A 20,948-nucleotide genomic window follows, 5' to 3' on the forward strand; every position below is an offset into this window, starting at 1 on the left:
CAGGTCATTCCGAATATGGGCAACCCGGCACCTCCCTTTTTCATGTCGTTTACAAGCAGCGCGCCATGCTTTAGGTAACGCTCCGCAATCCGGTCGCAGCCTACCCGGTCAAAACAAGGAACCCTGACTTATGAAAACGCTCGTCGTCTGCTCTGGCGGACTCGATTCCGTTTCGCTTGCTTACAGAATAGCAGCCGAACACCAACTCACCGCCCTGCTCTCCTTCGACTACGGCCAGCGCCACAAAAAGGAACTGGATTCGGCCAGAGCCTGTGCCGAAAGGCTGGGCGTCCACCATCAGGTCATCGATATTACCAATATCGGCGCGAGCCTGACCGGCTCGGCACTTACCGATGACGTCGATGTCCCCGACGGACACTATGCCGAAGAAACAATGAAGATCACCGTCGTCCCGAACCGCAATGCAATCATGCTGGCGATCGCATTCGGCGTCGCGGCGGCGCAAAAGGCCGAAGCGGTAGCGCTTGCCGTCCATGGCGGCGATCACTTCATCTATCCCGACTGCCGCCCCGGCTTTATCGATGCTTTTCAGACCATGCAGAACCATGCGTTGGATGGCTACGCCGACATAAAGCTGCTCGCGCCCTATGTGCATGCATCGAAAGCCGACATCGTTATCGACGGCGCAAAATATGGCACGCCCTTTGCCGCGACATGGTCCTGCTACAAGGGCGGCGAGCATCATTGCGGGCGCTGCGGCACCTGCGTCGAGCGGCGCGAAGCTTTTCATCTTGCCGGTATCGAAGACCCGACCCTCTATGAGGACCCGGATTTCTGGCGCGATGCCGTAGCACGGAGGAACGTCTGATGTTTCGTATCACTAAGGAATTTCACTTTTCCGCCTCGCATCAACTGACCGGCCTGCCAGCCGATCATCAATGCGCGCGGCTGCACGGCCACAACTATATCGTGGAAGTCGAGCTTTCCGCGCCAGAGCTGAACCAGCACGGTTTTGTCCGTGATTATCATGAGCTGGCACCGTTCAAGCGCTATATCGATGATTGTTTTGACCATCGCCATCTCAATGATGTTCTGGGCCACGACCAAAGCACGGCTGAAACACTGGCCCGGCATTTTTTCGAATGGTGCCATGCACGCTGGCCGGAAATTTCCGCCGTGCGGGTCAGTGAAACGCCCAAGACATGGGCCGAGTACAGACCGTGACACAGATACGCATCGCGGAAATTTTCGGGCCCACGATTCAGGGCGAAGGCGTGCTGATCGGCCAGCCCACGGTTTTCGTGCGAACCGGGGGATGCGATTACCGCTGCTCCTGGTGCGACAGTCTGCATGCCGTCGAAAGCCGCTTTCGCCACGAGTGGAAGCCAATGAGCGTCGAGGCGATTTGGGACGAAGTGACGGCACTTTCCCGAAACAAGCCGCTAACGGTGTCACTTTCCGGGGGCAATCCCGCCATTCAGCCGCTGGGACCGTTGATCGAGCATGGAAAGACCGAAGGCTATCGTTTCGCGCTGGAAACCCAAGGATCGATCGCACAAGACTGGTTTTCTGCGCTCGATACGCTGGTACTGAGTCCGAAGCCGCCCTCAAGCGGCATGAGCACTGATTTCGATGCGCTGGGGGCTTGTGTTGAGGCTGCAAGCAATGCGCCGCGAACAGTATTGAAATTCGTGATTTTCGATGATGAGGATTATGCATTCGCCAAAGAAGTAGCGAGACGACATTCCAGCCTGGCCGTTTATCTGCAGCCCGGCAATCACACACCGCCGCCGCCCGAAGCGCATGATGCCGCGATCGACATCGACGGCATCATGCGGCGGATGGAATGGCTGGTGGAAAAGGCGATTGCGGATGGCTGGTATGAAGCGCACGTCCTACCCCAGCTTCACGTGCTGATCTGGGGCAACAGACGCGGCGTCTGATTATCTGTTTTGACCGGGAACCCATAGCACATCCTGCGCGCCATTAGCGTTGACGGTTCGCGATGCCACAAACAGGAAATCGGAAAGGCGGTTGATATATTGCAGTGCCTCCGCCGAAACGACTTCCCCTTCGATGCGGGAAAGCGCAACCATCAGCCGCTCAGCCCGCCGTGAAACCGTGCGAGCGAGATGCAACGCAGCAGATGCGGCCGAACCGCCGGGAAGGATAAACGACCGCAACGGCTGTAGATCGGCATTGAGGAGGTCGATATCGGCTTCCACACGTGCGACTTGGGATGCGACGATGCGCAGCGGCTCATAGGCGAGCGGCTTCCCGTCATCCGGCGTGGAAAGATCGGCTCCCAGGTCGAAAAGATCGTTCTGGATACGGCCCAGCATCGCATCGATCAGCGCATGGGGATTGTCGTCGCCGCCGGTGTGAAGACGCGCCATGCCGATGCAGGCATTGGTTTCGTCCACCGTGCCGTAGGCTTCGACGCGCAGGTCCGACTTCAGCCGCCGCGGCCCGCTGGCAAGTCCGGTCGTGCCCTTGTCGCCTGTGCGGGTATAGATCTTGTTGAGCTTGACCATGCCTTACTGACCGTTTTTCACGCGGGCGTAATAGATCGCCCCGACGATCAGGACTATGGCAATGAACTGCAGGAAGACGCGCAGCTGCATCATCTTGTTCGAGAAATTGCCATCACCGCCGCGCATCATGTTGCGCAGGCCGATAATCAGAACGACAGCCACCGCAAACATGGCCACCATTGCTGCGCCCTTGAACAGAACGTCCATTTCATTTCCTTCCCATGCGCACTGTTCCGGACCTCACGACTGGTCGGACAGCATCCGGTAGAGCCAGCGTGCAGGCATCAGGCGCCGTGCCATTGACCCAAGTTTCGCCGGTCTCGTCACCACATAATGCGGGCGGGGACGCGGCGCCTCCAATGCATGAAGCAGTACAGCATAGACGGCTTCCGGTCCAAGCTTGTTCTTGGATTTTGTGCCTCCGCTTTTCAATTTCGCCATCTGGCGTTGATAAAGCTCGCGATGGACAGATGCCTCCATGTCGATATTGGCTTCCGCATGGCTGGCGGCATTATAGGTAAAGCGCGAGGCAATAGGGCCGGGCTCAATCAGCGACACATCGATACCGGAACCTTCCAGCTCCATGCGTTGCGCGAGCATCAGCCCTTCAAGCGCGAATTTGGACGCCACATAAGCGCCGCGCCATTTCATTGGCACCAGCCCCAGAATCGATGAGCAATGCACAATGCGCCCGTGCCCTTGCCGGCGCATGACGGGAACCACGCGCCGGGTGAGATCATGCCAGCCAAAGAAATTGGCCTCGAACTGCTGGCGCAAGGCTTCGACCGGCAAGTCCTCTATCGCGCCGGGTTGGGCATAAGCGCCATTGTTGAACAGCGCATCAAGCGTGCCGTTAGTCTGACGCAACACCTCATCGGCAAGAGCAGCAATCGACTGCGGTTCAGTATAGTCGAGATAATGCGCTTCCATGCCCTTTGCCCGGAGCGCCGCAATATCCGCATCCTTGCGGGCGGTCGCGAAAACGCGCCAGCCCTGGCTTTGAAGCGCTTCGGCGCAATAGGCGCCAATACCGGAGGAGCAGCCGGTGATGATGATACTGCGCTGTCGCTCCTGACCGGTTTTTGTCGAGATCATCTGTCTGTGTCCCACTGCCATTTCGCCAAACTTGCTTGATTCGGGTGCAGTTTAAAACGGTCCTGCCCTTGCAATTCGCGGACCGATGCTCGATTTAAGACCCCTGAAACACGGGCCGAATACGTATCGGACGCCAATCGCGACTTTGGGGACAAATCTGCGGATGCGAAAAATCAGACGTTTTCTCCGTCAGATCACCTGGGACGTCATTGGCCATTTCAGTTCGGACGACGGTTGGGCTTTCGCCAGCCATATTGCGCTTTCCGGTCTGATGGCGCTGTTCCCATTCCTCATTTTCGCCACGACGCTTGCGAGCTTTCTCGGCACCAAGGAATTTGCCGACACGGCAGTGCATGTCATTTTCGACATGTGGCCATCGAACATCGCCGCCCCCATCGCCAACGAAGTCATGAACGTGCTGACCGTGCAGCGCAGCGGGCTTCTGACCCTCAGCGTCATCGCGGCCGCCTATTTTGCCTCAAACGGCGTAGAGGCACTGCGCATCGCCCTCAACCGCGCCTATCGCGTCACCGACCAGCGCTCGATCATTTTCTGCCGCCTGCAAAGCCTGGGCTTCGTTCTCGTCGGCACGCTGAGCCTGATGGCAATCAGCTTTCTGCTGGTTCTGGCGCCGCTTGCCGTGCGGCTTGCCGAACAATGGTTTCCCGATATAGCGCCGTTCACGGGCACGATTTCCTTCTGGCGCTATACGGTGGCTGTAGCAGTTCTGGTTCTGGCGCTGTTCATGGTGCACATCTGGCTTCCCGCCGGGCGGCGCAGTCTGGGTGACATCCTGCCGGGCATATTGATCACGCTCATCGCCTGGCTTGCTGCCGCGATGGCCTTTGCCAAATATCTCGAAACCTTCGCCACTTATGTGACAACCTATGCAGGTCTGGCCTCGATCATGGTGGCGATCGTCTTTCTCTACATGCTGTCGGCAATTTTCATCATCGGTGCGGAAATAAACGCCGCCATCATGATTTTTCGCAAGCGAGAACAGCAACCCGAACTTAACTCATAAAAATAACGCATGATCCCGTCCGAAAACCGGTTCCCGCTTTTCAGGATCATGCCCGGCGCAAAGTAGTCAGCGCCACGCCAAGTGTCGTCACCGCCATGCCTGCAATCTGGATTGCCGTCAGTGTCTCACCGAAAATCAGATAGGCCATGATCGCAGCCGTTCCGGGCACCAGGTAAAACAGCGACGCGACTTTCGACATTGCTCCTTCACGGATCATCACCAAAAGAGCCAGAATGGCACCGATGGAAATGGCAAGCGTCAGCCAGACCAGCGCGAAGATCAGTGACGGCGACCAGATTATCACGCGTGTTTCAAAGGCAAAAGCACAGATAGCCGTCAGAATAGCGGCGGCAACATACTGCACCGCCGTTCCGGCCTTGAGATCGCCAGCCGTGCCGAACCGTTTCTGCCAGACCGTGCCGGTACTGATTGCCAGCACCGCCACGAAAGCCGCCGCAAGGCTTTTCGGATCGACGCCGCTGCCCGCCGAAAACTTTGGCCATACCACCATGGTGACACCACAGAAACCGATCAGCAGCCCTGCCCATTGCCGCCCGCTCGCTCGTTCCCCCAAAAGGACAGCGGCGATCAGCGTGGTGAGCATCGGCTGTAGACCAGCCACCAGACCCGACATGCCCGCTGGCAAGCCGTGGTGAACCGCCCAAAACAAGGCAGAAAGATAGACGCCGTGGATGAGACACCCGGCAATCGCCGCATGAAGAAGCACATCGCCTTTCGGCCAGATGCTTCGGCTGGCCAGCGCCCAAAGCGTCATGATGACAGCCGCAATGGAAAAACGCACCGCCATGAAAGTGAACGGCTCTGCATAAGGCATGGAAAGTCCCGCGCCGATGAACCCTGTGGCCCACAGCAGGACAAACATGATGGGGAAGAAACGGGCAGCCATGGCGGAACTCTCATTTTTGCAGCTCGCCTTATACTGTTTTGCGCCGATCACCTATCGCATAATACTGATTGCAGCGTTGAATTTGCCAAACAGCTGCCCGCATTTTATGAAGCGGCATGAATATGGGAACCGAAACAATCCGCATTCTCGTCGATGCCGACGCCTGCCCGGTGAAATCTGAAATCTATCGCGTGGCAGAACGGCACAATCTGCCGGTCGTGCTGGTAGCCAACAGTTTCATGGCCATCCCACGCGATGCGGAGCGCGTGGAACGGGTTATCGTATCGGGCAAGCTCGATGCCGCGGATGACTGGATCGCTGAAAATTCACGGCCAGGCGCAATCGTGATTACTGCCGACATTCCTTTGGCCAGCCGCTCGCTCGAAAAAGGCGCGTCGGTGATCGCCCCGAATGGGCGCGTTCACACCCAAAGCACCATCGGCAATACGCTGGCGACACGCAATCTGATGGATAGCTTGCGTTCCGCGGGCGAAATTACAGGCGGGCCTGCTCCCTTTTCGCCCAGGGACCGCTCTGCGTTCCTCTCGGCGCTCGATCTCGCTATCGTTCGGCTGAAGCGCGCCGGTTTCGTCTCAGGTTGACCGCATCGATGCGGTTGCTACACCCGCACCAATCAGCAATGTCCCGCCAGCCCGATTGAAGATGCTGAGCGCCCGTTCGCTTGAAAAGAAGCGGCGTGCGCGGGTTGCCAGAAGCGCATAGGCAAAGGCATTGAGGAAAGCGAGCGCAAGGAAAGTGCTTTCAAAAACCAGCATCTGGGTCAGGAAATCCCGGTGCGGGCTGAGAAACTGCGGGAGAAAAGCCACAAAAAATGTAATGCTCTTCGGATTGAGCGCGGTCACCAGCCATGCATGAACCAGCATCCGCATCGGATGCGCCTTATCGTGCCGCGCACTGGCTTGAAATGCGCCGCCAGCGCGAAACAGTTTTATGCCAAGCCAGACCAGATAGGCCGCACCCGCCCATTTGACTGCGGTGAACACGGTTGCCGATGCCGCCAGCAGTGCGCCCACACCGAGCATGGACAGCGTCATTGCGGTAAAATCGCCGAGCGCGACGCCGACAGCCATCGGAAAAGCCGCCTTCCAGCCTTGCCCCAAAGCATAGGAGACAACGAGCAGAACGGTTGGCCCCGGAATGACCAGAAGCACGATGGATGCGGCGGAAAATGCAAGCCAGACTTCAAAACTCATAGATTGCTCCCTCTTTTGAAGAGGAAACAAGCCACTGATTCCCGACTTTGTCGAGTATTAAAACTTCTGCGCCGCTTCGATGAGTTTTTTCGCTTCGGGACTGTCCCACGGCGCAGGACCGTTCATGGCCGCAATCTGGCACCCTTCCTTGTCGACAAGCAGTGTCACCGGAAGGCCGAACGCCAGGTTCTTGCGCTTCAATTCATTGAAGCTCGACATGGAAGCATCCCGGTGCAGGGTCAGGTTCTTGACGCCGATTTCGCCGAGAAAGCCCTTGGGCTTGTCGTCGGAGCCGGTATCGATATTGATAGCAACAACGTCGAAATCGCTGCCGCCTTCTTTCCCTTGCAGCTTGTCGAGCGCCGGCATTTCCTCACGGCAGGGAGCACACCATGTCGCCCAGAGATTGACCAGCAGCGTCTTGCCCTTGTAGTCGCCCAGCGTCATCTGCTTGCCGTCCGGGCCGGTAAAGGCGATATGCGAGACGGAAATCGGTTTTTCGGCAGCGCGCATGGCTGCCACGCCACCGGTCGCAGCTGCATCCAGCGCCTTCAGCGCATCAGCTTTAAGAGCGCACTGCGCCGATGCTCCGTCGCTTTCGGCTGCAACATTCGTTGAAACATTCTGGTCAACGACATTGCCAGAAGGCCGCTCCATCACGTATACCGCCCCGATACCGGCAATGACACCGGCAAGGGCGGCAAGAAGGACGATCTTGCGATTTCCCGATTTCGTCTGCTGTTCGGAATTCGCCTTTTCGCTGTCTTCTGCCATGTCGCGTCACTTCTTTCCAATTATTCCGCCAAATCGTCACCCGGGGCATATGAGCATGAGCGAACAAAAATCAAGCAACCAGATGTGGGGCGGCCGTTTTGCCTCAGGTCCCGATGCGATCATGGAAGAGATCAATGCATCGATCGGCTTCGACCGCAAGCTCTATGCGCAGGATATTCAGGGCTCGCTTGCCCATGCAGCCATGTTGGCAAAGACAGGCATTATTGCGGCGGAAGACCACAGAAAAATCGAGGACGGCCTCAGAACCATCCTGAAGGAAATCGAGGATGGCAAGTTCACCTTCTCGCGCAAGCTCGAAGACATTCACATGAATATCGAAGCGCGGCTTGCCGATCTGATCGGCCCTGCCGCCGGACGGCTTCACACCGCCCGTTCGCGCAATGACCAGGTGGCTGTCGATTTCCGCCTCTGGGTCAAGCAGGAACTGGAAAAGACTGCCGTAGCTCTCAAGAACCTTATCGAAGCCTTCCTTGAACGTGCCGAGGAACATGCGGCAACCGTTATGCCGGGCTTTACCCATCTTCAGACCGCGCAGCCCGTCACATTCGGCCACCATTGCATGGCCTATGTGGAAATGTTCGGTCGCGATCTGTCCCGCGTGCGTGATGCCATCGAGCGCATGGACGAATCGCCTTTGGGTGCAGCGGCTCTTGCGGGAACCGGCTTCCCGATCGACCGCCATATGACCGCCACGGCGCTTGGCTTCCGCGAACCGACCCGCAACTCGCTCGACAGCGTTTCAGACCGCGACTATGCGCTGGAATTTCTGTCGCTTGCCGCGATCTGCGCAGGCCATCTTTCGCGTCTTGCCGAAGAGATCGTCATCTGGTCTACGCCGCAATTCAACTTCGTGCGCCTCTCCGATGCCTTCTCGACCGGCTCGTCGATCATGCCGCAGAAGAAGAACCCCGACGCCGCCGAGCTGGTTCGCGCCAAGACGGGCCGCATTAACGGCTCGCTGATCGCTCTTCTGACCATCATGAAGGGCCTGCCGCTCGCCTATTCCAAGGATATGCAGGAAGACAAGGAACAGGTCTTCGACGCCGCCGAAAATCTGGAACTCGCCATCGCCGCCATGGCCGGCATGGTGCGCGACCTGACGGTCAATGTCGCATCGATGAAAAAGGCCGCAGGCTCCGGTTATTCCACTGCGACCGACCTTGCCGACTGGCTGGTGCGTGAACTGGGACTTCCCTTCCGCGAGGCCCACCATGTTACAGGTCGCGCCGTCGCTCTGGCAGAAGGCCGCAAGGTCGATCTGGCAAAGCTTTCGCTTGAGGAATTGCAGTCGATCCATCCAGGCATCACGGATGCCATCTTCGGCTATCTGACGGTTGAAAAGTCGGTGAAGAGCCGTCAGTCCTTCGGCGGCACCGCTCCGCAGGAAGTGCGCCGTCAGATCCGTTACTGGAAGAAGCGCATCGTAAAAGCCTGATGGCCAATTAACATGATGTCATGTGGAATCATCTCGCAATGGGGTGATTTCACTTTCAGATATTATGCGCTAGACCTAGCATGCAGACATATTTCGGGAACCAAAGCTGATGACAGGCCGCTCCGCCATTTCTTCCGTGCTTCTGATAGCCGCGCTCAGCGCCACGCTTGCCGCTTGCGGCCGCAAGGGGCCGCTCGAGCCGCCGCCATCCGCCGTCGTGACCGACGAGCAGGGCCACACCAAGCCGAAACCGAAGGAAGACAAGCCGATCATCCTCGACAAGCTGTTGTAAGTTTCCGCTGTAGGGCCTCTTCCGTGAACCATTTCGAATATCGCAACGGCGTCCTTCACGCCGAAAATGTCAGCCTGCCTGAAATCGCACAGGCCGTCGGCACGCCGTTTTACGTCTATTCCCGCGCAACCGTCGAGCGCCATTTCCGCGTATTCAGCGAAGCCTTCGCTGGCATGGAAACGCTCGTTACCTATGCGCTGAAGGCCAATTCCAATCAGGCTGTCCTCAAGACACTGGCCAAGCTTGGCGCGGGCGCAGACACCGTTTCAGAAGGCGAGATTCGCCGGGCACTTGCTGCGGGCATCCCGGCAAACAAGATTGTCTTTTCCGGCGTCGGCAAGACACCGCAAGAAATGGATTTCGCGCTGGAAGCAGGCATCTACTGCTTCAACGTGGAATCCGAGCCGGAACTGGAAATCCTTTCCGCCCGAGCGGTTAAGGCAGGCAAGGTCGCATCCGTATCGCTGCGCATCAATCCCGATGTGGACGCGAAGACCCATGCCAAGATTTCAACCGGAAAATCCGAAAACAAGTTCGGCATTCCGCGCGTCAAGGCGCGCGAGGCCTATGCGCGTGCGGCAAGCCTGCCGGGTCTCGACGTGGTTGGCATCGATATGCATATCGGCAGCCAGATCATCGACCTGGAGCCATTTGACAATGCATTTGCCCTCATGGCGCAACTGGTCAAGGAATTGCAGGCCGACGGCCACAATATCCGCCACGTCGACGTGGGCGGTGGGCTCGGCATTCCTTACCGCACCGACAATACGCCGCCGCCCCTGCCCGTTGCCTATGCGGAAATCGTCGCCAAGCACATCAAGCCGCTGGGTCTGAAAACCGTGTTCGAGCCGGGTCGCCTGATTGTCGGCAATGCCGGACTACTGGTGACGGAAGTGATCTTCGTGAAGGAAGGCGACGCCAAGAACTTCGTCATCATCGATGCGGCGATGAACGATTTGATTCGCCCTACACTTTACGATGCGTTTCACGATATCAAGCCGGTCACTCTGCCGAAAGATGACGCCCCGCGTATCCGCGCTGATTTCGTCGGTCCTGTCTGCGAGACCGGCGATTATCTCGGCCTTGATCGGGAAGTGGCGAAACCTGCTCCGGGCGACCTGATTGCCGTCTGCACGACCGGCGCTTACGGCGCCGTTCTTTCCAGCACCTACAACAGTCGCCTGCTCATTCCCGAAGTGCTGGTCGATGGCGACCGCTACCATGTCGTGCGCCCGCGCCGGACTTATGAAGAACTGCTCGCGCTCGATTCCGTGCCGGAGTGGTTATAATCCCGCGAGTATAATTATCATGGCAAAGCCTCGCCTTTGCCATGATGCGTGTTATCCTGTTGCAAGATGAAAACGTGATACACGCCAGAAAGCCGAGATGACGGATCGCAGCAACGACAGAAAAGACACGCCGCGCCGCGCGCGAGATGCTTTTCTGCGGCTATTTTCTGGCGATGGGGCGAACCTGCGCCGTTTACGTCTGCGCGCCTCTCTCTCAATCAGCTTCGAGCGGTTCTGGCCACTCATTCTACCGTTGATACTTCTGATCGGCCTGTTTCTGAGCTTGGGCTGGTTTGGCCTGTTCGGCATGATGCCGCGTTGGCTGCATATCGGCGTGCTCGCTCTTTTCGGGCTAGCTGGCCTCCTATCGATCTACCTGCCGTTCCGCTTTCGATCCCCGACAGAAGGTGACATCACCAGCCGTATCGAGGCGATCAACGGCCTCGTTCACGAACCGCTGGCCGTCCAGACAGGCCATATGGCCACAGGAGAACACGATCCGTTTGCCATCGCCCTGTGGCGGGAACACCAGCGCCGCATGGCCGACCGGTTGAAAAATCTGCAATCCGGCCTGCCTCATACGCGTGTTCCCGAACACGATCCTCTTGGCATTCGAGCGGTGATCGCCCTCCTTTTCGTAACCGCCTTTGCCTATAGTTTCAGCCCGAACAGCGGCCACATTGCCGATGCGTTTCGCATCCGCCCCGGCGACGGCGCCGCCGTTGCGCGCATCGATGCATGGGTGACGCCACCGCGCTACACCGGCCGCGCTCCCGTTTTCCTGACCGCCACGAATGAGGGCGGCGATACCGCAATCAATGTGCCGCAAGGTAGCATTCTTTCGGTCCGTATTATCGGGGGGGGATCTGAACGTCTCACTGCAACTGACGCGAAAGGCGAGCGCCGCGACGTCCAGCCAGTAGATGCCAAGGAAGACCAGAAGGCCCCTGCAGAACAGGCTGTCGTCGATGGAAGCCGCAATTTCCGCTATGATCTTCAGCAGGACGAGACCCTGGCGCTTTCCGGCACCGAGGCCCGCTGGAAGTTTTCCGTTACGCCGGACGCCCCCCCGACGATCCGTTTCACCAAGGAGCCGGGGCGTGCATTGAACGGCACATTGCAGCTCTCCTATCAGATTGATGACGATTATGCGCCGGTAAAGGCCGAAGGGGAGATCGTCCCGCTCAACGATGACGAGGACGAGGAAGCCGTTCCTCTTTACGACGCACCGGAACTGCCGCTTGCCTTGCCGCGCCGCGGCGTGAAGGACGCCACGACGTCGAAGGACCTGACCGAGCACCCGTGGGCAGGCGAAAAAGTTGCACTCACGCTGGTTGTTACCGATGCCGCAGGACAAACGGGCCGCAGTGAAACCAAGGTCATCACGCTGCCGGAGCGTCCTTTCAGCAATCCGCTTGCCCGCGCCGTGGCGGAGCAACGCCGTGTCCTGGCGCTCGATGCAACGCAACGTGAGCATGTGCTCGACATGCTATCGGCTATTACGCTACGTCCGGAAGAAACCATCAAGAACGCCGCCCATTATCTGGGGCTTGTTACGATTGGCACGCGTCTTCGGCTCGCCAGAAGCGATGATGACTTGCGCGGTGCGGCGGATTATATGTGGCAGGTTGCGCTCGGCATCGAGGACGGCAATTTGTCCGCCGCCGAAAAACGCCTGCGGCAAGCCCAGGAAGCCCTGAAGAACGCTTTGCAGAACGGCGCGTCTCAGGAGGAAATTGAAAAGCTCTCGGCGGAGTTGCGCACGGCAATGCAGGATTTCCTGCGTGAATTCGCACAACGCCAGCAGCAAGATCCGAACGCACGCCGCGCCGCCCCCGATCCCAATGCGCGGATGCTGACGGAAAAAGACCTCCAGCGTATGATGGATCAGATCGAAAATCTGGCGCGTCAGGGCTCACGCGATCAGGCACAGGAACTGCTGTCCCAATTGCAAAACCTGATGGACAACCTGCAGATGGGACAGGCACAGCAGGGCCAGCAAGGTCAGGGACAAGGCCAGCAGGGCCAGATGCAGCAGCAAATGAACAAGCTCGGCGAATTGATGCAGCGCCAGCAAAAAACCCTGAACGAAACCTTCGATCTCGATCAGAAGATGCAGCGCCAATTCGGCGGCAGCGATGGCGAGGGCGAATTCGGCGACAACATGTTCCCCGGCGATGACGGCTCTATGAACGGTGAAGCCGAAAACGGACAAGGCCAGGGTGGAAAGGGCGATGTTCCGCCCGATATGGCGGAAGCCATGCGCAAGCTGCAACAGCAGCAGAAGGACCTCCAGTCCGATCTGCAAAAGCTGATGGACGATCTGAAGGGCATGGGCATAGAACCCGGCAAGGATTTTTCGGATGCCGGAAAATCAATGGGCAATGCCACAGATGCGCTGGGACGCAGCGAAGGCGCGGAAGCAAGCCATCAGCAGGGCAACGCGCTGAACGCGCTGCGTCGTGGCGGGCGCGACATGATGCAGAAGATGCAGCAGGCCATGGGTCAGGGCGGGCCGGGGCAAAGCGGAGCCAATGGCAGCAAGGGGCGCGATCCGCTCGGGCGTCAGCCGGGCACGGGGGACAGTCTTAACGATGACGTTAAAATTCCGGGCGAAATCGACATTCAGCGCGCGCGTGAAATTCTCGATGAAATCCGCCGCAAGCTCGGTAATGCGCTGACGCCGCAGATGGAAAAGGAATATCTACAGCGCCTGCTGAAATTCGATTGAGAAACTGGCTCTATTCCATCACCCGACCGACATAAGGCAACTGGCGGAAGGCATGCCCAACGTCCATTCCGTAGCCGACAACAAAGTAATCCGGGCACTCGAAAGCCACGAAATCAGCATTGAGATCGACTTTGCGCCGCACGCTCTTGTCGAGAAGAACAGCGATGGAAACACTGCGCGCGCCGCGTTCCAGCATGAGTTCGCGAACGAACTTCAATGTCTTGCCCGATTCCAGGATATCATCGATCAGAAGCACATCGCGGTCGCGCACGTCACTGTCGATATCGCGCAGCAGGCGAACTTCCGTGCTGGTCGTCCCTTTGCCATAGCTCGAAACCGTAATGAATTCCACATCGGGCTCCACACCGGCATCATGCATGGCGCGGATAAGATCGGCTGCAAAAATGAAGGAGCCTTTCAGGATCGAAATCGTCAGCAGATTGTGGAACTTGCGTTCGGCAATGGCCTTGGCAAGCTCAAGATTGCGGCCTGCAATCTCGTCCGGGCTAAAGAGCACTTCGATTGACTTGCCACCGACTTCGGGCATCTGCTGCTTCTCCTGATCGTTCGCTTTCGCGCAGACTTGGACGGCGCACAAAGGCGCCGGAAAGGCACGCTCTATAACATGGTTTACGGAAATTGCACCCCACCAGTTGAAGATGCTCAGGCTTCTCCATTTCCCAACGTCGAGATTTCATATAGCGTGGCGTTCATGCATCCAGACATTATCGAACTGCGATCATTTTACGACACGACATTGGGTCATCTCGCGGAACGCGCCATCCGCATGGCGCTTGCCGGACTTTGGGACCGTGTGCCGGGGGAACGGCTCGTCGGCATGGGCTACAGCCTGCCTTATCTCGACCGTTTCAGCGCCGATACGGAGCGAACTTTCGCCTTCATGCCTGCCGGTCAGGGAGCCGTCGCCTGGCCTTCGGTGGAAAAAACCGCGACAGCGCTCGTTTTCGATGAGGAACTGCCGCTTCCCGATTCCTCAATCGACCGCGTGCTGATGGTGCACGCGCTGGAATATGCGGAAAATCCGACGGAAACGCTCAAGGAAATGTGGCGTGTCCTTGCTCCCAACGGGCGCCTCGTCATCGTGGTACCGAACAGGCGGGGTCTCTGGGCCCGCTTCGAACATACGCCGTTCGGCAGCGGGCGGCCCTACAGCCGCACCCAGCTTGCCACCTTGCTGCGCGAGGCGAACTTCACCGTCAGCACGGTAAGTGACGCCCTGCATTTCCCGCCCGCCACACGGCGATGGATGATGCGTCCCTGTCTTGCGCTCGAAGGCATGGGGCGGCGGCTGTGGCCGGTCTTTTCAGGCGTTCTTGTGGTGGAAGCGCAGAAACGACTCTATCAGGGGCTGCCCGTTGCCCAGCGCTCGTCGCGCCGCGTTTTCGTCCCTGTTCTTGCACCGCAAGGAACACCTGTCGGCGGATTGCGGAAAGTCCCGGCGCGACCGAATTCGCCAGATCGCAAAACATAGCAGCGGGCGCCAGGACATTTACGCATCAGCCCCCGCTAAAACGTACAGTTGCCGCAGCCGACAATTAATATCGGCCAAGGTTTTTCTCGACTTGGACGCATTGGCGGGATATGCCGCATCATACCTTTAACATTGACCTTTTGGCGGAGCCAAAATCATGACCGATACGCAGAACCTTACCCGTCCCCAGCCCAAGGCCGGCCTGCTCGACATCGCAGCTTACGTCCCCGGCAAGGAACATGTGGAAGGCGTTGCCAAGGTCTATAAGCTCTCCTCCAACGAAACGCCGATCGGTCCGAGCCCGCATGCCGTCGAAGCCTATCGACGCGCAGGTGAAAAACTGGAGCTTTATCCCGACGGGCAGGCGCTGGCCCTGCGTCAGGCGATTGCCGAAACGCAGGGGCTCAACGTGGCCAACATCCTGTGCGGCAACGGCTCCGATGAGCTGCTCGGCCTGCTCTGCCAGACCTATCTTGCTCCGGGCGATGAAACCATCATCACCGAACACGGTTTTGCCGTCTACAAGATCCAGACGCTGGGCGCCGGCGCGACGCCGGTCACCGTCAAGGAGAAGAACGAGCGTATCGATGTAGACGCCATTCTGGCTGGCCTGTCGCCGCGCACCAAGATCGTCTTCATTGCCAATCCGGCCAATCCGACCGGAACCTATCTTCCTTTCGAGGAAGTCCGCCGCCTTCATGCGGGAATGCCGAAGCATGTGCTTCTGGTTCTCGATGCAGCCTATGCGGAATATGTCCGTCGCAACGATTATGAATCCGGCCTCGAACTCGTTTCTTCCAACGAGAACGTCGTCATGACCCGCACTTTCTCGAAGATCCATGGACTGCCTGGCCTGCGCATCGGCTGGATGTATGCTCCGCTTCACATTGTCGATGCCGTCAATCGGATTCGGGGGCCGTTCAACATGAACTCGGCTGCCATTGCAGCGGGCGCTGCCGCTATTCGGGACCGCGCCCATGTTGAGAAGTCGGTCGCATATAATGAAAAATGGCTTGGCTGGCTGACCGAGGAGTTCAACAAGCTCGGACTTCGGGTAACGCCTTCGGTCACAAATTTTCTGCTGATCCACTTTCCGGACGATGCCGAGCATTCGGCCGACAAGGCTGACGAATGGCTCTCCAAGCGCGGCTATATCCTGCGTCGCGTTGGCGGTTACGGTTTCCCCAATGCATTGCGCATGACGGTTGGATCGGAAGAAGCCAATCGCGGTGTTGTCTCCGCCCTGACCGAATTTTTGAAGTAGAACGATGTCCACGGTCCATTTCAACAAGATCGCACTGGTCGGTATCGGCCTTATCGGTTCATCGCTAGCCCGCGTCATTCGGCGTGAAAAACTGGCCGATCACATCGCGATCGCCACGCGCAGCAGCGAAACGCTAAAGCGCGCCGAAGAGCTGGGGCTTGGCGACAGCTACACCACGGACAGCGCCGAGGCCGTCAAGGATGCCGATCTGGTCATCGTGTCGGTGCCGGTTGGCTCGTCAGGCACGGTCGCGCGCCAGATCGCGGCTAATCTCAAAACCGGCGCCATCGTAACCGACGTTGGCTCCACCAAGGCTTCCGTGATTGCGCAGATGCAGCCGGAATTGCCCGGCAACGTTCATTTCATTCCCGGCCACCCGCTGGCGGGCACGGAATATTCCGGGCCCGACGCGGGCTTTGCAGAGCTCTTCACCAATCGCTGGTGCATTCTGACGCCCCTGCCCGATACGGATGAAGCGGCGCTGGAAAAGCTGAGCGACTTCTGGACCGCCTGCGGCTCGCGGCTCGATCGCATGGACCCGCAGCACCACGACCTGGTGCTGGCCATCGTCTCGCATCTGCCGCATATCATCGCCTACAACATTGTCGGCACGGCTAGCGATCTGGAACAGGTGACAAAATCGGAAGTCATCAAATATTCCGCTTCCGGCTTCCGCGATTTTACACGTCTGGCTGCATCCGACCCGACAATGTGGCGCGACGTATGCCTGCACAACAAAGATGCCATCCTGGAAATGCTCGGGCGTTTTTCGGAAGACCTTGCCTCGCTGCAGCGCTCGATACGCTGGGGCGACGGTGAAGCACTGTTCGACCTTTTCACCCGCACGCGCGCCGTGCGGCGTGGCATCATCGATGCAGGACAGGAGGTGGACGCACCGGATTTCGGCCGTCAGGCCGCGACACGCGCATAGGGCAGCACATACTGCCCTACTCCCTTACTTGCCTTATTCCCCTACTCCGCTAAAGAGCGGGCAACCGCCCCAGCGGAATGAAGCCGGCGCTGACTTTGCCCTTGCGGATGGCGATCTCCATCACTGGGTTGCCTTTTTCGTCTTTCGGCATGGCGGAAAGAGCAAACAGCACGGTGGCTATATTGCCGCCCTGCTCCGGAAACACCGTTTGTCCAGCCTGTGCCAGCGACTGCGGATTGACCAGCGTCAGCTTCACGTCGGCATTGATCAGCCCGTCCGCATCGACGGAAAACGGTCCCGCAACCGAAACCATGGCTCCATTGGGCATGGACAGGAAAGCCTGATTGATGTTGCCGGAATGGCCGCGCAACCGTTGATGAAAAGGCGCGTCGCTCCTTGCGAGCAACGTCGCGGCATCGGCTACGTCAATATCGGCCAGACCATCGATCTCGGGGCTGGCAGCGTTGCCTATCGCGGCCTTGGCAAGCTTCAATCCGGCGAAGCGACCATTGATTTTCAAGGTGCCGTCCGCTTCGCTCATGCGGAAATCCATCTGTTCCAGCGTGCTGAGCGGCTCCGTTGTCGTCGTTTCCGTGCGAAGACCAACCGCGACCTCACGGGCGGCCAGTTCGATTTCGGTCGGGAAAGGACGCGCCAGCCGCGTGTTGGAGATAAATTTGCTCCAGTTCACTTCGAGCGGCGCGAGGCCGGGAAATTCGATAAAGGCAGGTCCCGTCAGCGCATTCGACAGGGAACGCGGCGCGTAGACAGGAGACCCGGAGGTAAATCGCCCGGCGCGGAACGACATGCCTTCGGACGGACGCTGCCATGAAATACTATCGCAGACGACATTGACGCGCAGCGGATAACCGCCCATGCGGAGGTCTTCGCATTTTACCCCGACGCCCTGCGCAGCAAGCCTGGCCATGTCAGCCGTGGCCCGTGCTTCAAGCTTGTTTGCAACATAGAACCAGCCTGCCGTGTAGCCAGCGACCAAGACAGCAAGAATGACGAGGAGCGTTATAGGACGCTTTCTGGCTTTCGGTGCGTTCATTCCACTATGCGCCATTTCAAAAGCCTTATTTATCAGTCAGTTGTTTCGAGGAACCCGCGCCGGATTCGGACCAGATCCGAAAGCTCGTTAACATTGTGCTCCTCTCGACTGGTGGCCATATTATGGCAGGATTGTGCCTTGTGAAGGGATGAGCAAGAAAAATCGAGGGATATCCGTGGATTGCTGGTGAAAATCGATATTGGCAAGAACGCGGTTCGATCACATTGGATCAAATGACGCTCCTTCGATTTGTGTTGAAGCCCATCTTTTCCGAAAGCCGTTTCACACTTTTCGGGATGCGCTTTAATCATTATAGGCAACGTGATGGCCATGGTTCACGATGACAGGCAAATGAACGATTTCTGGGTTTTCGGCTACGGCTCGCTGATGTGGCGACCGGGCTTTGCACATGTGGAAACGGTTCGCGCGCGTCTTTATGGCTACAGGCGCAGCCTGTGCATCTATTCCCATGTCCATCGCGGAACACCCGAGCATCCGGGCCTAGTCCTCGGACTGGACGCTGGCGGCTCCTGCCTTGGCATCGCTTTTCGCGTACCCGGCGACATGAGCGACGAGGTGATGACCTATCTGCGCGAACGCGAAATGTCGAACCAGGTCTATCACGAAAAGCACCTTCGCCTGCGCCTCGCTGACGGCCGCAGTGTGGATGCAGTCACTTATGTCGCCGACCGGCACCATATCCAGTATGCGGGGTCGCTTTCAGCCGAGAACGCAGCCGCAATCGTTGCGTCCGCCCGTGGCGATTCCGGAGCCAATGTGGATTATGTTACCAATACGCTTCAGCATCTGCGCAATATGCGGGTGCGCGACCACTGGCTGGAACACGTTAATGATCTCATCCACCGCACTATCAACCAAAATTCGATTTAAGTAGCAGAAGGCAGGCGCAGCGCTTCTCAAAAATTCCGGCACTCCGCTGCTCAGCCCTTGTTCTTGCCCGGTGCAACCGCTACATCTCCGCCAATTGCCAAGGAGGCCCCTATGATCGCATTGTTCCGCACCATTGATCTGGCGCTTGATATCTATACCTATATCATTATTGCGAGTGCCATTTTCTCATGGCTCTATGCGTTCAATGTCGTCAATTCCGGCAACCGGTTTGTGGCTTCGATCGGGGAGTTTCTCTATAAGGTAACGGAACCCGTCCTGCGGCCGATCCGCAATCTTCTGCCCAATCTTGGCGGCATTGATATTTCCCCGATCATCCTGCTGCTGATCATCTTCTTCATCCGCCAGTTCATGTGGACGAGACTGCTGCCACTTTTCCTTTAAAAACGCCTTCCGAAAAGTGGGCCGGAAGCTGACGCGCAACTAACCATCAGTACAAATACAAAAGCGCCCGGACATCGCCGGGCGCTTTTGCTTAGACTGATCGAGAAGCTGCCGCTTACTTGTTCTTGGCGCGTTCGATAGCTTCGACAATGAACTTGCGTGCGTAATCTTCGTCACCCCAGTCACCGATCTTCACCCACTTGCCGGGTTCCAGATCCTTGTAGTGTTCAAAGAAGTGCGCGATCTGCTTCAGAGTGATCTCCGGCATATCGGTATAGTCGTGGATCTTCTCGTAACGGCGCGTCAGGTGCGGCGAGGGAACGGCGATGATCTTCTCGTCCTTGCCGGAATTATCTTCCATGACCAGCACGCCGATGGGGCGAACATTGATCACGCAGCCGGGAACCAGCGGACGGGTGTTGCAGACGAGAACGTCAATCGGATCGCCATCTTCCGAAAGCGTATGCGGCACGAAGCCGTAATTGCCCGGATAGGTCATTGGCGTGTAGAGGAAACGGTCGACGATGAGGGCGCCGGCCTTCTTGTCCATCTCGTACTTGATCGGCTGGCCGCCGACAGGCACTTCAATGATGACGTTGACGTCTTCAGGAGGATTGGAGCCGATGGAGATGGCATCAATATTCATGATGTGTCCTTTCGTGTCGGGCTCTGATAACGGGTTTCAAGGTTGCACGCAAGAAAAACGAAAGTTCTAGAAAACGCGGCGAATTGTCGTTCTCGCAACGCAATTGAACGTGATCAGGCCGTTAACATTGGGTGAAGGTTAAACGCCGAGCTCGTTCAGCCGTTGAACGGCTGTCGGCGGCATCGGGGGCGGGTTGGGATCGCGGCTGGCCGCGAGCAGAAATTCGTCGCAAGCCATCTCGGTCGTTTCGATCAGCCGTTTGAGGAATTCCTCTTTCGGCAGGCCCGGCGGAATGGGCGGGAGAATACGGGCGCGTACGGTTCCCGGATAACGCAGGAACTTGCGGCGCGGCCAGTAAAGGCCCGCATTGTGCGCAATCGGAACGACCGGAATATTGAGCGCTTCGTAGAGGTGAACGATGCCGTATTTATATTGCGGCGGAGCGCCCGGCGCCCTGCGCGTTCCTTCGGGATAAATGAGAATCTGGCGGCCATCGGCAATCGCCTTTTCCGCTCCTTTGGTGATGGAGTGCAGCGCCTTGACACGGGAGCCCCGGTCGACCGGGATCATCTGCATCTTGGCGATATACCAGCCGAAAAGCGGAATGCGCATCAATTCCCGCTTCAGGATCAGCACCGGATCATCGAGATAGGGCAGGAAAGCATAGGTATCCCAAGCCGATTGATGCTTTGGCGCGCAGATATAGGCACCTTCGGGAATGTTCTCCAGTCCCTCGACAACACAGTCGGTGCCAGCGATGTGCTTTTGGAGCCAGAGATTGACGCGTGCCCACAGCTTCGGCACGATCCACGCCTTCTTGCGAGGCAACAGGAAATAGAAGGGGGTATAGACGATCATCTGAACGAGTGTGCAGATATAAAACGCCGCATTGAACAGGATTGAGCGCAGGTAGAGAAGCATCAGTCGGCGGAGACCCTGGCTAAAGCATTTTCGTTTCCGGGTTCCGGCAAACGATCACGCACAAATTCTG

General features: G+C 57.9%; 24 protein-coding genes. 14 read left to right on the forward strand and 10 right to left on the reverse strand.

All coding sequences use genetic code 11. From position 1 onward, the window contains the following. Positions 1-130 precede the first annotated feature (130 nt). Genes queC through queE form a run of 3 tightly spaced genes read left to right on the forward strand, consistent with a single transcriptional unit; the run spans position 131 to position 1,904 of the window. Positions 131-829, forward strand: a complete 699-nt coding sequence (queC, locus tag F9K78_RS12685; protein WP_121984890.1) for a 7-cyano-7-deazaguanine synthase QueC — start codon at positions 131-133, stop codon at positions 827-829. Continuing rightward, positions 829-1,185 carry a 6-carboxytetrahydropterin synthase QueD gene (gene queD / locus F9K78_RS12690; RefSeq protein WP_121982320.1) on the forward strand — a complete coding sequence of 119 codons (357 nt, stop codon included), beginning with the start codon at positions 829-831 and terminating at the stop codon, positions 1,183-1,185. The genes queC and queD overlap by 1 nt, the downstream gene beginning before the upstream one ends. Continuing rightward, positions 1,164-1,904, forward strand: a complete 741-nt coding sequence (gene queE, locus F9K78_RS12695) for a 7-carboxy-7-deazaguanine synthase QueE (protein WP_121984891.1) — start codon at positions 1,164-1,166, stop codon at positions 1,902-1,904. The genes queD and queE overlap by 22 nt, the downstream gene beginning before the upstream one ends. Here the strand turns inward: queE and F9K78_RS12700 are convergent, their stop codons facing one another. Genes F9K78_RS12700 through F9K78_RS12710 form a run of 3 tightly spaced genes read right to left on the reverse strand, consistent with a single transcriptional unit; the run spans position 1,905 to position 3,590 of the window. Beyond that, on the reverse strand, positions 1,905-2,495 hold the full coding sequence (locus F9K78_RS12700; RefSeq protein WP_121984892.1) for a cob(I)yrinic acid a,c-diamide adenosyltransferase: 591 nt from the start codon (positions 2,493-2,495) through the stop codon (positions 1,905-1,907). Positions 2,496-2,498: 3 nt separating this feature from the next. Continuing rightward, positions 2,499-2,702, reverse strand: a complete 204-nt coding sequence (locus F9K78_RS12705; protein ID WP_112592831.1) for a twin transmembrane helix small protein — start codon at positions 2,700-2,702, stop codon at positions 2,499-2,501. Between the two features lie 33 nt (positions 2,703-2,735). Beyond that, positions 2,736-3,590, reverse strand: a complete 855-nt coding sequence (locus F9K78_RS12710; protein ID WP_121984893.1) for an SDR family oxidoreductase — start codon at positions 3,588-3,590, stop codon at positions 2,736-2,738. A gap of 163 nt (positions 3,591-3,753) precedes the next feature. Between F9K78_RS12710 and F9K78_RS12715 the strand changes: the two genes are divergently transcribed. Beyond that, positions 3,754-4,614 (forward strand): YihY/virulence factor BrkB family protein, encoded by an 861-nt coding sequence (locus F9K78_RS12715; protein ID WP_121982324.1) that lies wholly within the window; start codon positions 3,754-3,756, stop codon positions 4,612-4,614. Between the two features lie 46 nt (positions 4,615-4,660). Here the strand turns inward: F9K78_RS12715 and F9K78_RS12720 are convergent, their stop codons facing one another. Beyond that, positions 4,661-5,521, reverse strand: coding sequence for a DMT family transporter (locus tag F9K78_RS12720; RefSeq protein ID WP_121984894.1), 861 nt, complete (start codon positions 5,519-5,521; stop codon positions 4,661-4,663). Between the two features lie 116 nt (positions 5,522-5,637). Here F9K78_RS12720 and F9K78_RS12725 point away from each other — a divergent pair, with 116 nt between their 5' ends. Next, a complete protein-coding gene (locus tag F9K78_RS12725; RefSeq protein ID WP_121984895.1) occupies positions 5,638-6,123 on the forward strand; it encodes a YaiI/YqxD family protein in 486 nt (161 codons plus the stop codon). Here F9K78_RS12725 and F9K78_RS12730 read toward each other — a convergent pair. Next, a complete protein-coding gene (locus F9K78_RS12730) occupies positions 6,115-6,735 on the reverse strand; it encodes a LysE family translocator (protein WP_121984896.1) in 621 nt (206 codons plus the stop codon). The two genes, F9K78_RS12725 and F9K78_RS12730, sit on opposite strands and share 9 nt — an antisense overlap. Positions 6,736-6,792: 57 nt before the next feature. After that, positions 6,793-7,509: a thiol:disulfide interchange protein TlpA gene (gene tlpA, locus F9K78_RS12735; protein WP_121984897.1), complete on the reverse strand. Its 717-nt coding sequence runs from the start codon at positions 7,507-7,509 to the stop codon at positions 6,793-6,795. A gap of 55 nt (positions 7,510-7,564) precedes the next feature. On the opposite strand from tlpA, the gene argH reads away from it, so the two are divergent. From argH to F9K78_RS12755, 4 genes are all read left to right on the forward strand, one after another. Beyond that, entirely contained in the window at positions 7,565-8,965 is a 1,401-nt protein-coding gene (gene argH, locus F9K78_RS12740) for an argininosuccinate lyase (RefSeq protein ID WP_121984898.1), read from the forward strand. A gap of 109 nt (positions 8,966-9,074) precedes the next feature. Further along, the gene (gene lptM, locus F9K78_RS12745; RefSeq protein ID WP_021587436.1) at positions 9,075-9,257 is read left to right on the forward strand and encodes an LPS translocon maturation chaperone LptM; all 183 of its coding nucleotides are present in this window, start codon (positions 9,075-9,077) and stop codon (positions 9,255-9,257) included. Between the two features lie 23 nt (positions 9,258-9,280). Next, positions 9,281-10,546 carry a diaminopimelate decarboxylase gene (lysA, locus tag F9K78_RS12750; RefSeq protein ID WP_122066345.1) on the forward strand — a complete coding sequence of 422 codons (1,266 nt, stop codon included), beginning with the start codon at positions 9,281-9,283 and terminating at the stop codon, positions 10,544-10,546. A gap of 97 nt (positions 10,547-10,643) precedes the next feature. Then, positions 10,644-13,277 (forward strand): TIGR02302 family protein, encoded by a 2,634-nt coding sequence (locus F9K78_RS12755; RefSeq protein ID WP_151682226.1) that lies wholly within the window; start codon positions 10,644-10,646, stop codon positions 13,275-13,277. 10 nt (positions 13,278-13,287) lie between these two features. Here F9K78_RS12755 and hpt read toward each other — a convergent pair whose 3' ends face one another. After that, complete coding sequence (gene hpt / locus F9K78_RS12760; protein ID WP_121982332.1) at positions 13,288-13,824, reverse strand: hypoxanthine phosphoribosyltransferase; 537 nt, start codon at positions 13,822-13,824, stop codon at positions 13,288-13,290. 165 nt (positions 13,825-13,989) lie between these two features. Between hpt and F9K78_RS12765 the strand changes: the two genes are divergently transcribed. From F9K78_RS12765 to F9K78_RS12775, 3 genes are all read left to right on the forward strand, one after another. After that, a complete protein-coding gene (locus F9K78_RS12765; protein WP_121982333.1) occupies positions 13,990-14,769 on the forward strand; it encodes a class I SAM-dependent methyltransferase in 780 nt (259 codons plus the stop codon). Between the two features lie 157 nt (positions 14,770-14,926). Then, the gene (hisC, locus tag F9K78_RS12770; protein WP_121984901.1) at positions 14,927-16,033 is read left to right on the forward strand and encodes a histidinol-phosphate transaminase; all 1,107 of its coding nucleotides are present in this window, start codon (positions 14,927-14,929) and stop codon (positions 16,031-16,033) included. Positions 16,034-16,037: 4 nt separating this feature from the next. Further along, positions 16,038-16,964: a prephenate/arogenate dehydrogenase family protein gene (locus tag F9K78_RS12775; protein WP_121984902.1), complete on the forward strand. Its 927-nt coding sequence runs from the start codon at positions 16,038-16,040 to the stop codon at positions 16,962-16,964. Between the two features lie 49 nt (positions 16,965-17,013). On the opposite strand, the gene F9K78_RS12780 is transcribed toward F9K78_RS12775, so the two are convergent. Then, positions 17,014-18,033 carry a DUF2125 domain-containing protein gene (locus F9K78_RS12780; RefSeq protein WP_121984903.1) on the reverse strand — a complete coding sequence of 340 codons (1,020 nt, stop codon included), beginning with the start codon at positions 18,031-18,033 and terminating at the stop codon, positions 17,014-17,016. A 309-nt stretch (positions 18,034-18,342) separates the two neighbouring features. Here F9K78_RS12780 and F9K78_RS12785 point away from each other — a divergent pair, with 309 nt between their 5' ends. Together F9K78_RS12785 and F9K78_RS12790 are read left to right on the forward strand one after the other, a co-directional pair. Continuing rightward, the gene (locus tag F9K78_RS12785) at positions 18,343-18,909 is read left to right on the forward strand and encodes a gamma-glutamylcyclotransferase (protein ID WP_121984904.1); all 567 of its coding nucleotides are present in this window, start codon (positions 18,343-18,345) and stop codon (positions 18,907-18,909) included. 111 nt (positions 18,910-19,020) lie between these two features. Next, complete coding sequence (locus F9K78_RS12790) at positions 19,021-19,311, forward strand: YggT family protein (protein ID WP_121984905.1); 291 nt, start codon at positions 19,021-19,023, stop codon at positions 19,309-19,311. 115 nt (positions 19,312-19,426) lie between these two features. On the opposite strand, the gene ppa is transcribed toward F9K78_RS12790, so the two are convergent. Both ppa and F9K78_RS12800 read right to left on the reverse strand, forming a co-directional pair. Next, positions 19,427-19,957 carry an inorganic diphosphatase gene (ppa, locus tag F9K78_RS12795; protein WP_006467934.1) on the reverse strand — a complete coding sequence of 177 codons (531 nt, stop codon included), beginning with the start codon at positions 19,955-19,957 and terminating at the stop codon, positions 19,427-19,429. A gap of 138 nt (positions 19,958-20,095) precedes the next feature. Then, positions 20,096-20,878: a lysophospholipid acyltransferase family protein gene (locus F9K78_RS12800; RefSeq protein WP_121984906.1), complete on the reverse strand. Its 783-nt coding sequence runs from the start codon at positions 20,876-20,878 to the stop codon at positions 20,096-20,098. Positions 20,879-20,948: the final 70 nt, after the last annotated feature.

Source organism: Brucella pseudintermedia (genome assembly GCF_008932435.1).
In the GTDB taxonomy this organism is placed as follows: domain Bacteria; phylum Pseudomonadota; class Alphaproteobacteria; order Rhizobiales; family Rhizobiaceae; genus Brucella; species Brucella pseudintermedia.

Coding starts and splice junctions, on each gene's coding strand:
- queC (WP_121984890.1), top strand. CDS start 131: ATGAAAACGCTCGTCGTCTGCTCTGGCGGACTCGATTCCGTTTCGCTT.
- queD (WP_121982320.1), top strand. CDS start 829: ATGTTTCGTATCACTAAGGAATTTCACTTTTCCGCCTCGCATCAACTG.
- queE (WP_121984891.1), top strand. CDS start 1,164: ATGGGCCGAGTACAGACCGTGACACAGATACGCATCGCGGAAATTTTC.
- F9K78_RS12700 (WP_121984892.1), bottom strand. CDS start 2,495: ATGGTCAAGCTCAACAAGATCTATACCCGCACAGGCGACAAGGGCACG.
- F9K78_RS12705 (WP_112592831.1), bottom strand. CDS start 2,702: ATGGACGTTCTGTTCAAGGGCGCAGCAATGGTGGCCATGTTTGCGGTG.
- F9K78_RS12710 (WP_121984893.1), bottom strand. CDS start 3,590: ATGATCTCGACAAAAACCGGTCAGGAGCGACAGCGCAGTATCATCATC.
- F9K78_RS12715 (WP_121982324.1), top strand. CDS start 3,754: ATGCGAAAAATCAGACGTTTTCTCCGTCAGATCACCTGGGACGTCATT.
- F9K78_RS12720 (WP_121984894.1), bottom strand. CDS start 5,521: ATGGCTGCCCGTTTCTTCCCCATCATGTTTGTCCTGCTGTGGGCCACA.
- F9K78_RS12725 (WP_121984895.1), top strand. CDS start 5,638: ATGAATATGGGAACCGAAACAATCCGCATTCTCGTCGATGCCGACGCC.
- F9K78_RS12730 (WP_121984896.1), bottom strand. CDS start 6,735: ATGAGTTTTGAAGTCTGGCTTGCATTTTCCGCCGCATCCATCGTGCTT.
- tlpA (WP_121984897.1), bottom strand. CDS start 7,509: ATGGCAGAAGACAGCGAAAAGGCGAATTCCGAACAGCAGACGAAATCG.
- argH (WP_121984898.1), top strand. CDS start 7,565: ATGAGCGAACAAAAATCAAGCAACCAGATGTGGGGCGGCCGTTTTGCC.
- lptM (WP_021587436.1), top strand. CDS start 9,075: ATGACAGGCCGCTCCGCCATTTCTTCCGTGCTTCTGATAGCCGCGCTC.
- F9K78_RS12755 (WP_151682226.1), top strand. CDS start 10,644: ATGACGGATCGCAGCAACGACAGAAAAGACACGCCGCGCCGCGCGCGA.
- hpt (WP_121982332.1), bottom strand. CDS start 13,824: ATGCCCGAAGTCGGTGGCAAGTCAATCGAAGTGCTCTTTAGCCCGGAC.
- F9K78_RS12765 (WP_121982333.1), top strand. CDS start 13,990: ATGCATCCAGACATTATCGAACTGCGATCATTTTACGACACGACATTG.
- hisC (WP_121984901.1), top strand. CDS start 14,927: ATGACCGATACGCAGAACCTTACCCGTCCCCAGCCCAAGGCCGGCCTG.
- F9K78_RS12775 (WP_121984902.1), top strand. CDS start 16,038: ATGTCCACGGTCCATTTCAACAAGATCGCACTGGTCGGTATCGGCCTT.
- F9K78_RS12780 (WP_121984903.1), bottom strand. CDS start 18,033: ATGGCGCATAGTGGAATGAACGCACCGAAAGCCAGAAAGCGTCCTATA.
- F9K78_RS12785 (WP_121984904.1), top strand. CDS start 18,343: ATGGCCATGGTTCACGATGACAGGCAAATGAACGATTTCTGGGTTTTC.
- F9K78_RS12790 (WP_121984905.1), top strand. CDS start 19,021: ATGATCGCATTGTTCCGCACCATTGATCTGGCGCTTGATATCTATACC.
- ppa (WP_006467934.1), bottom strand. CDS start 19,957: ATGAATATTGATGCCATCTCCATCGGCTCCAATCCTCCTGAAGACGTC.
- F9K78_RS12800 (WP_121984906.1), bottom strand. CDS start 20,878: ATGCTTCTCTACCTGCGCTCAATCCTGTTCAATGCGGCGTTTTATATC.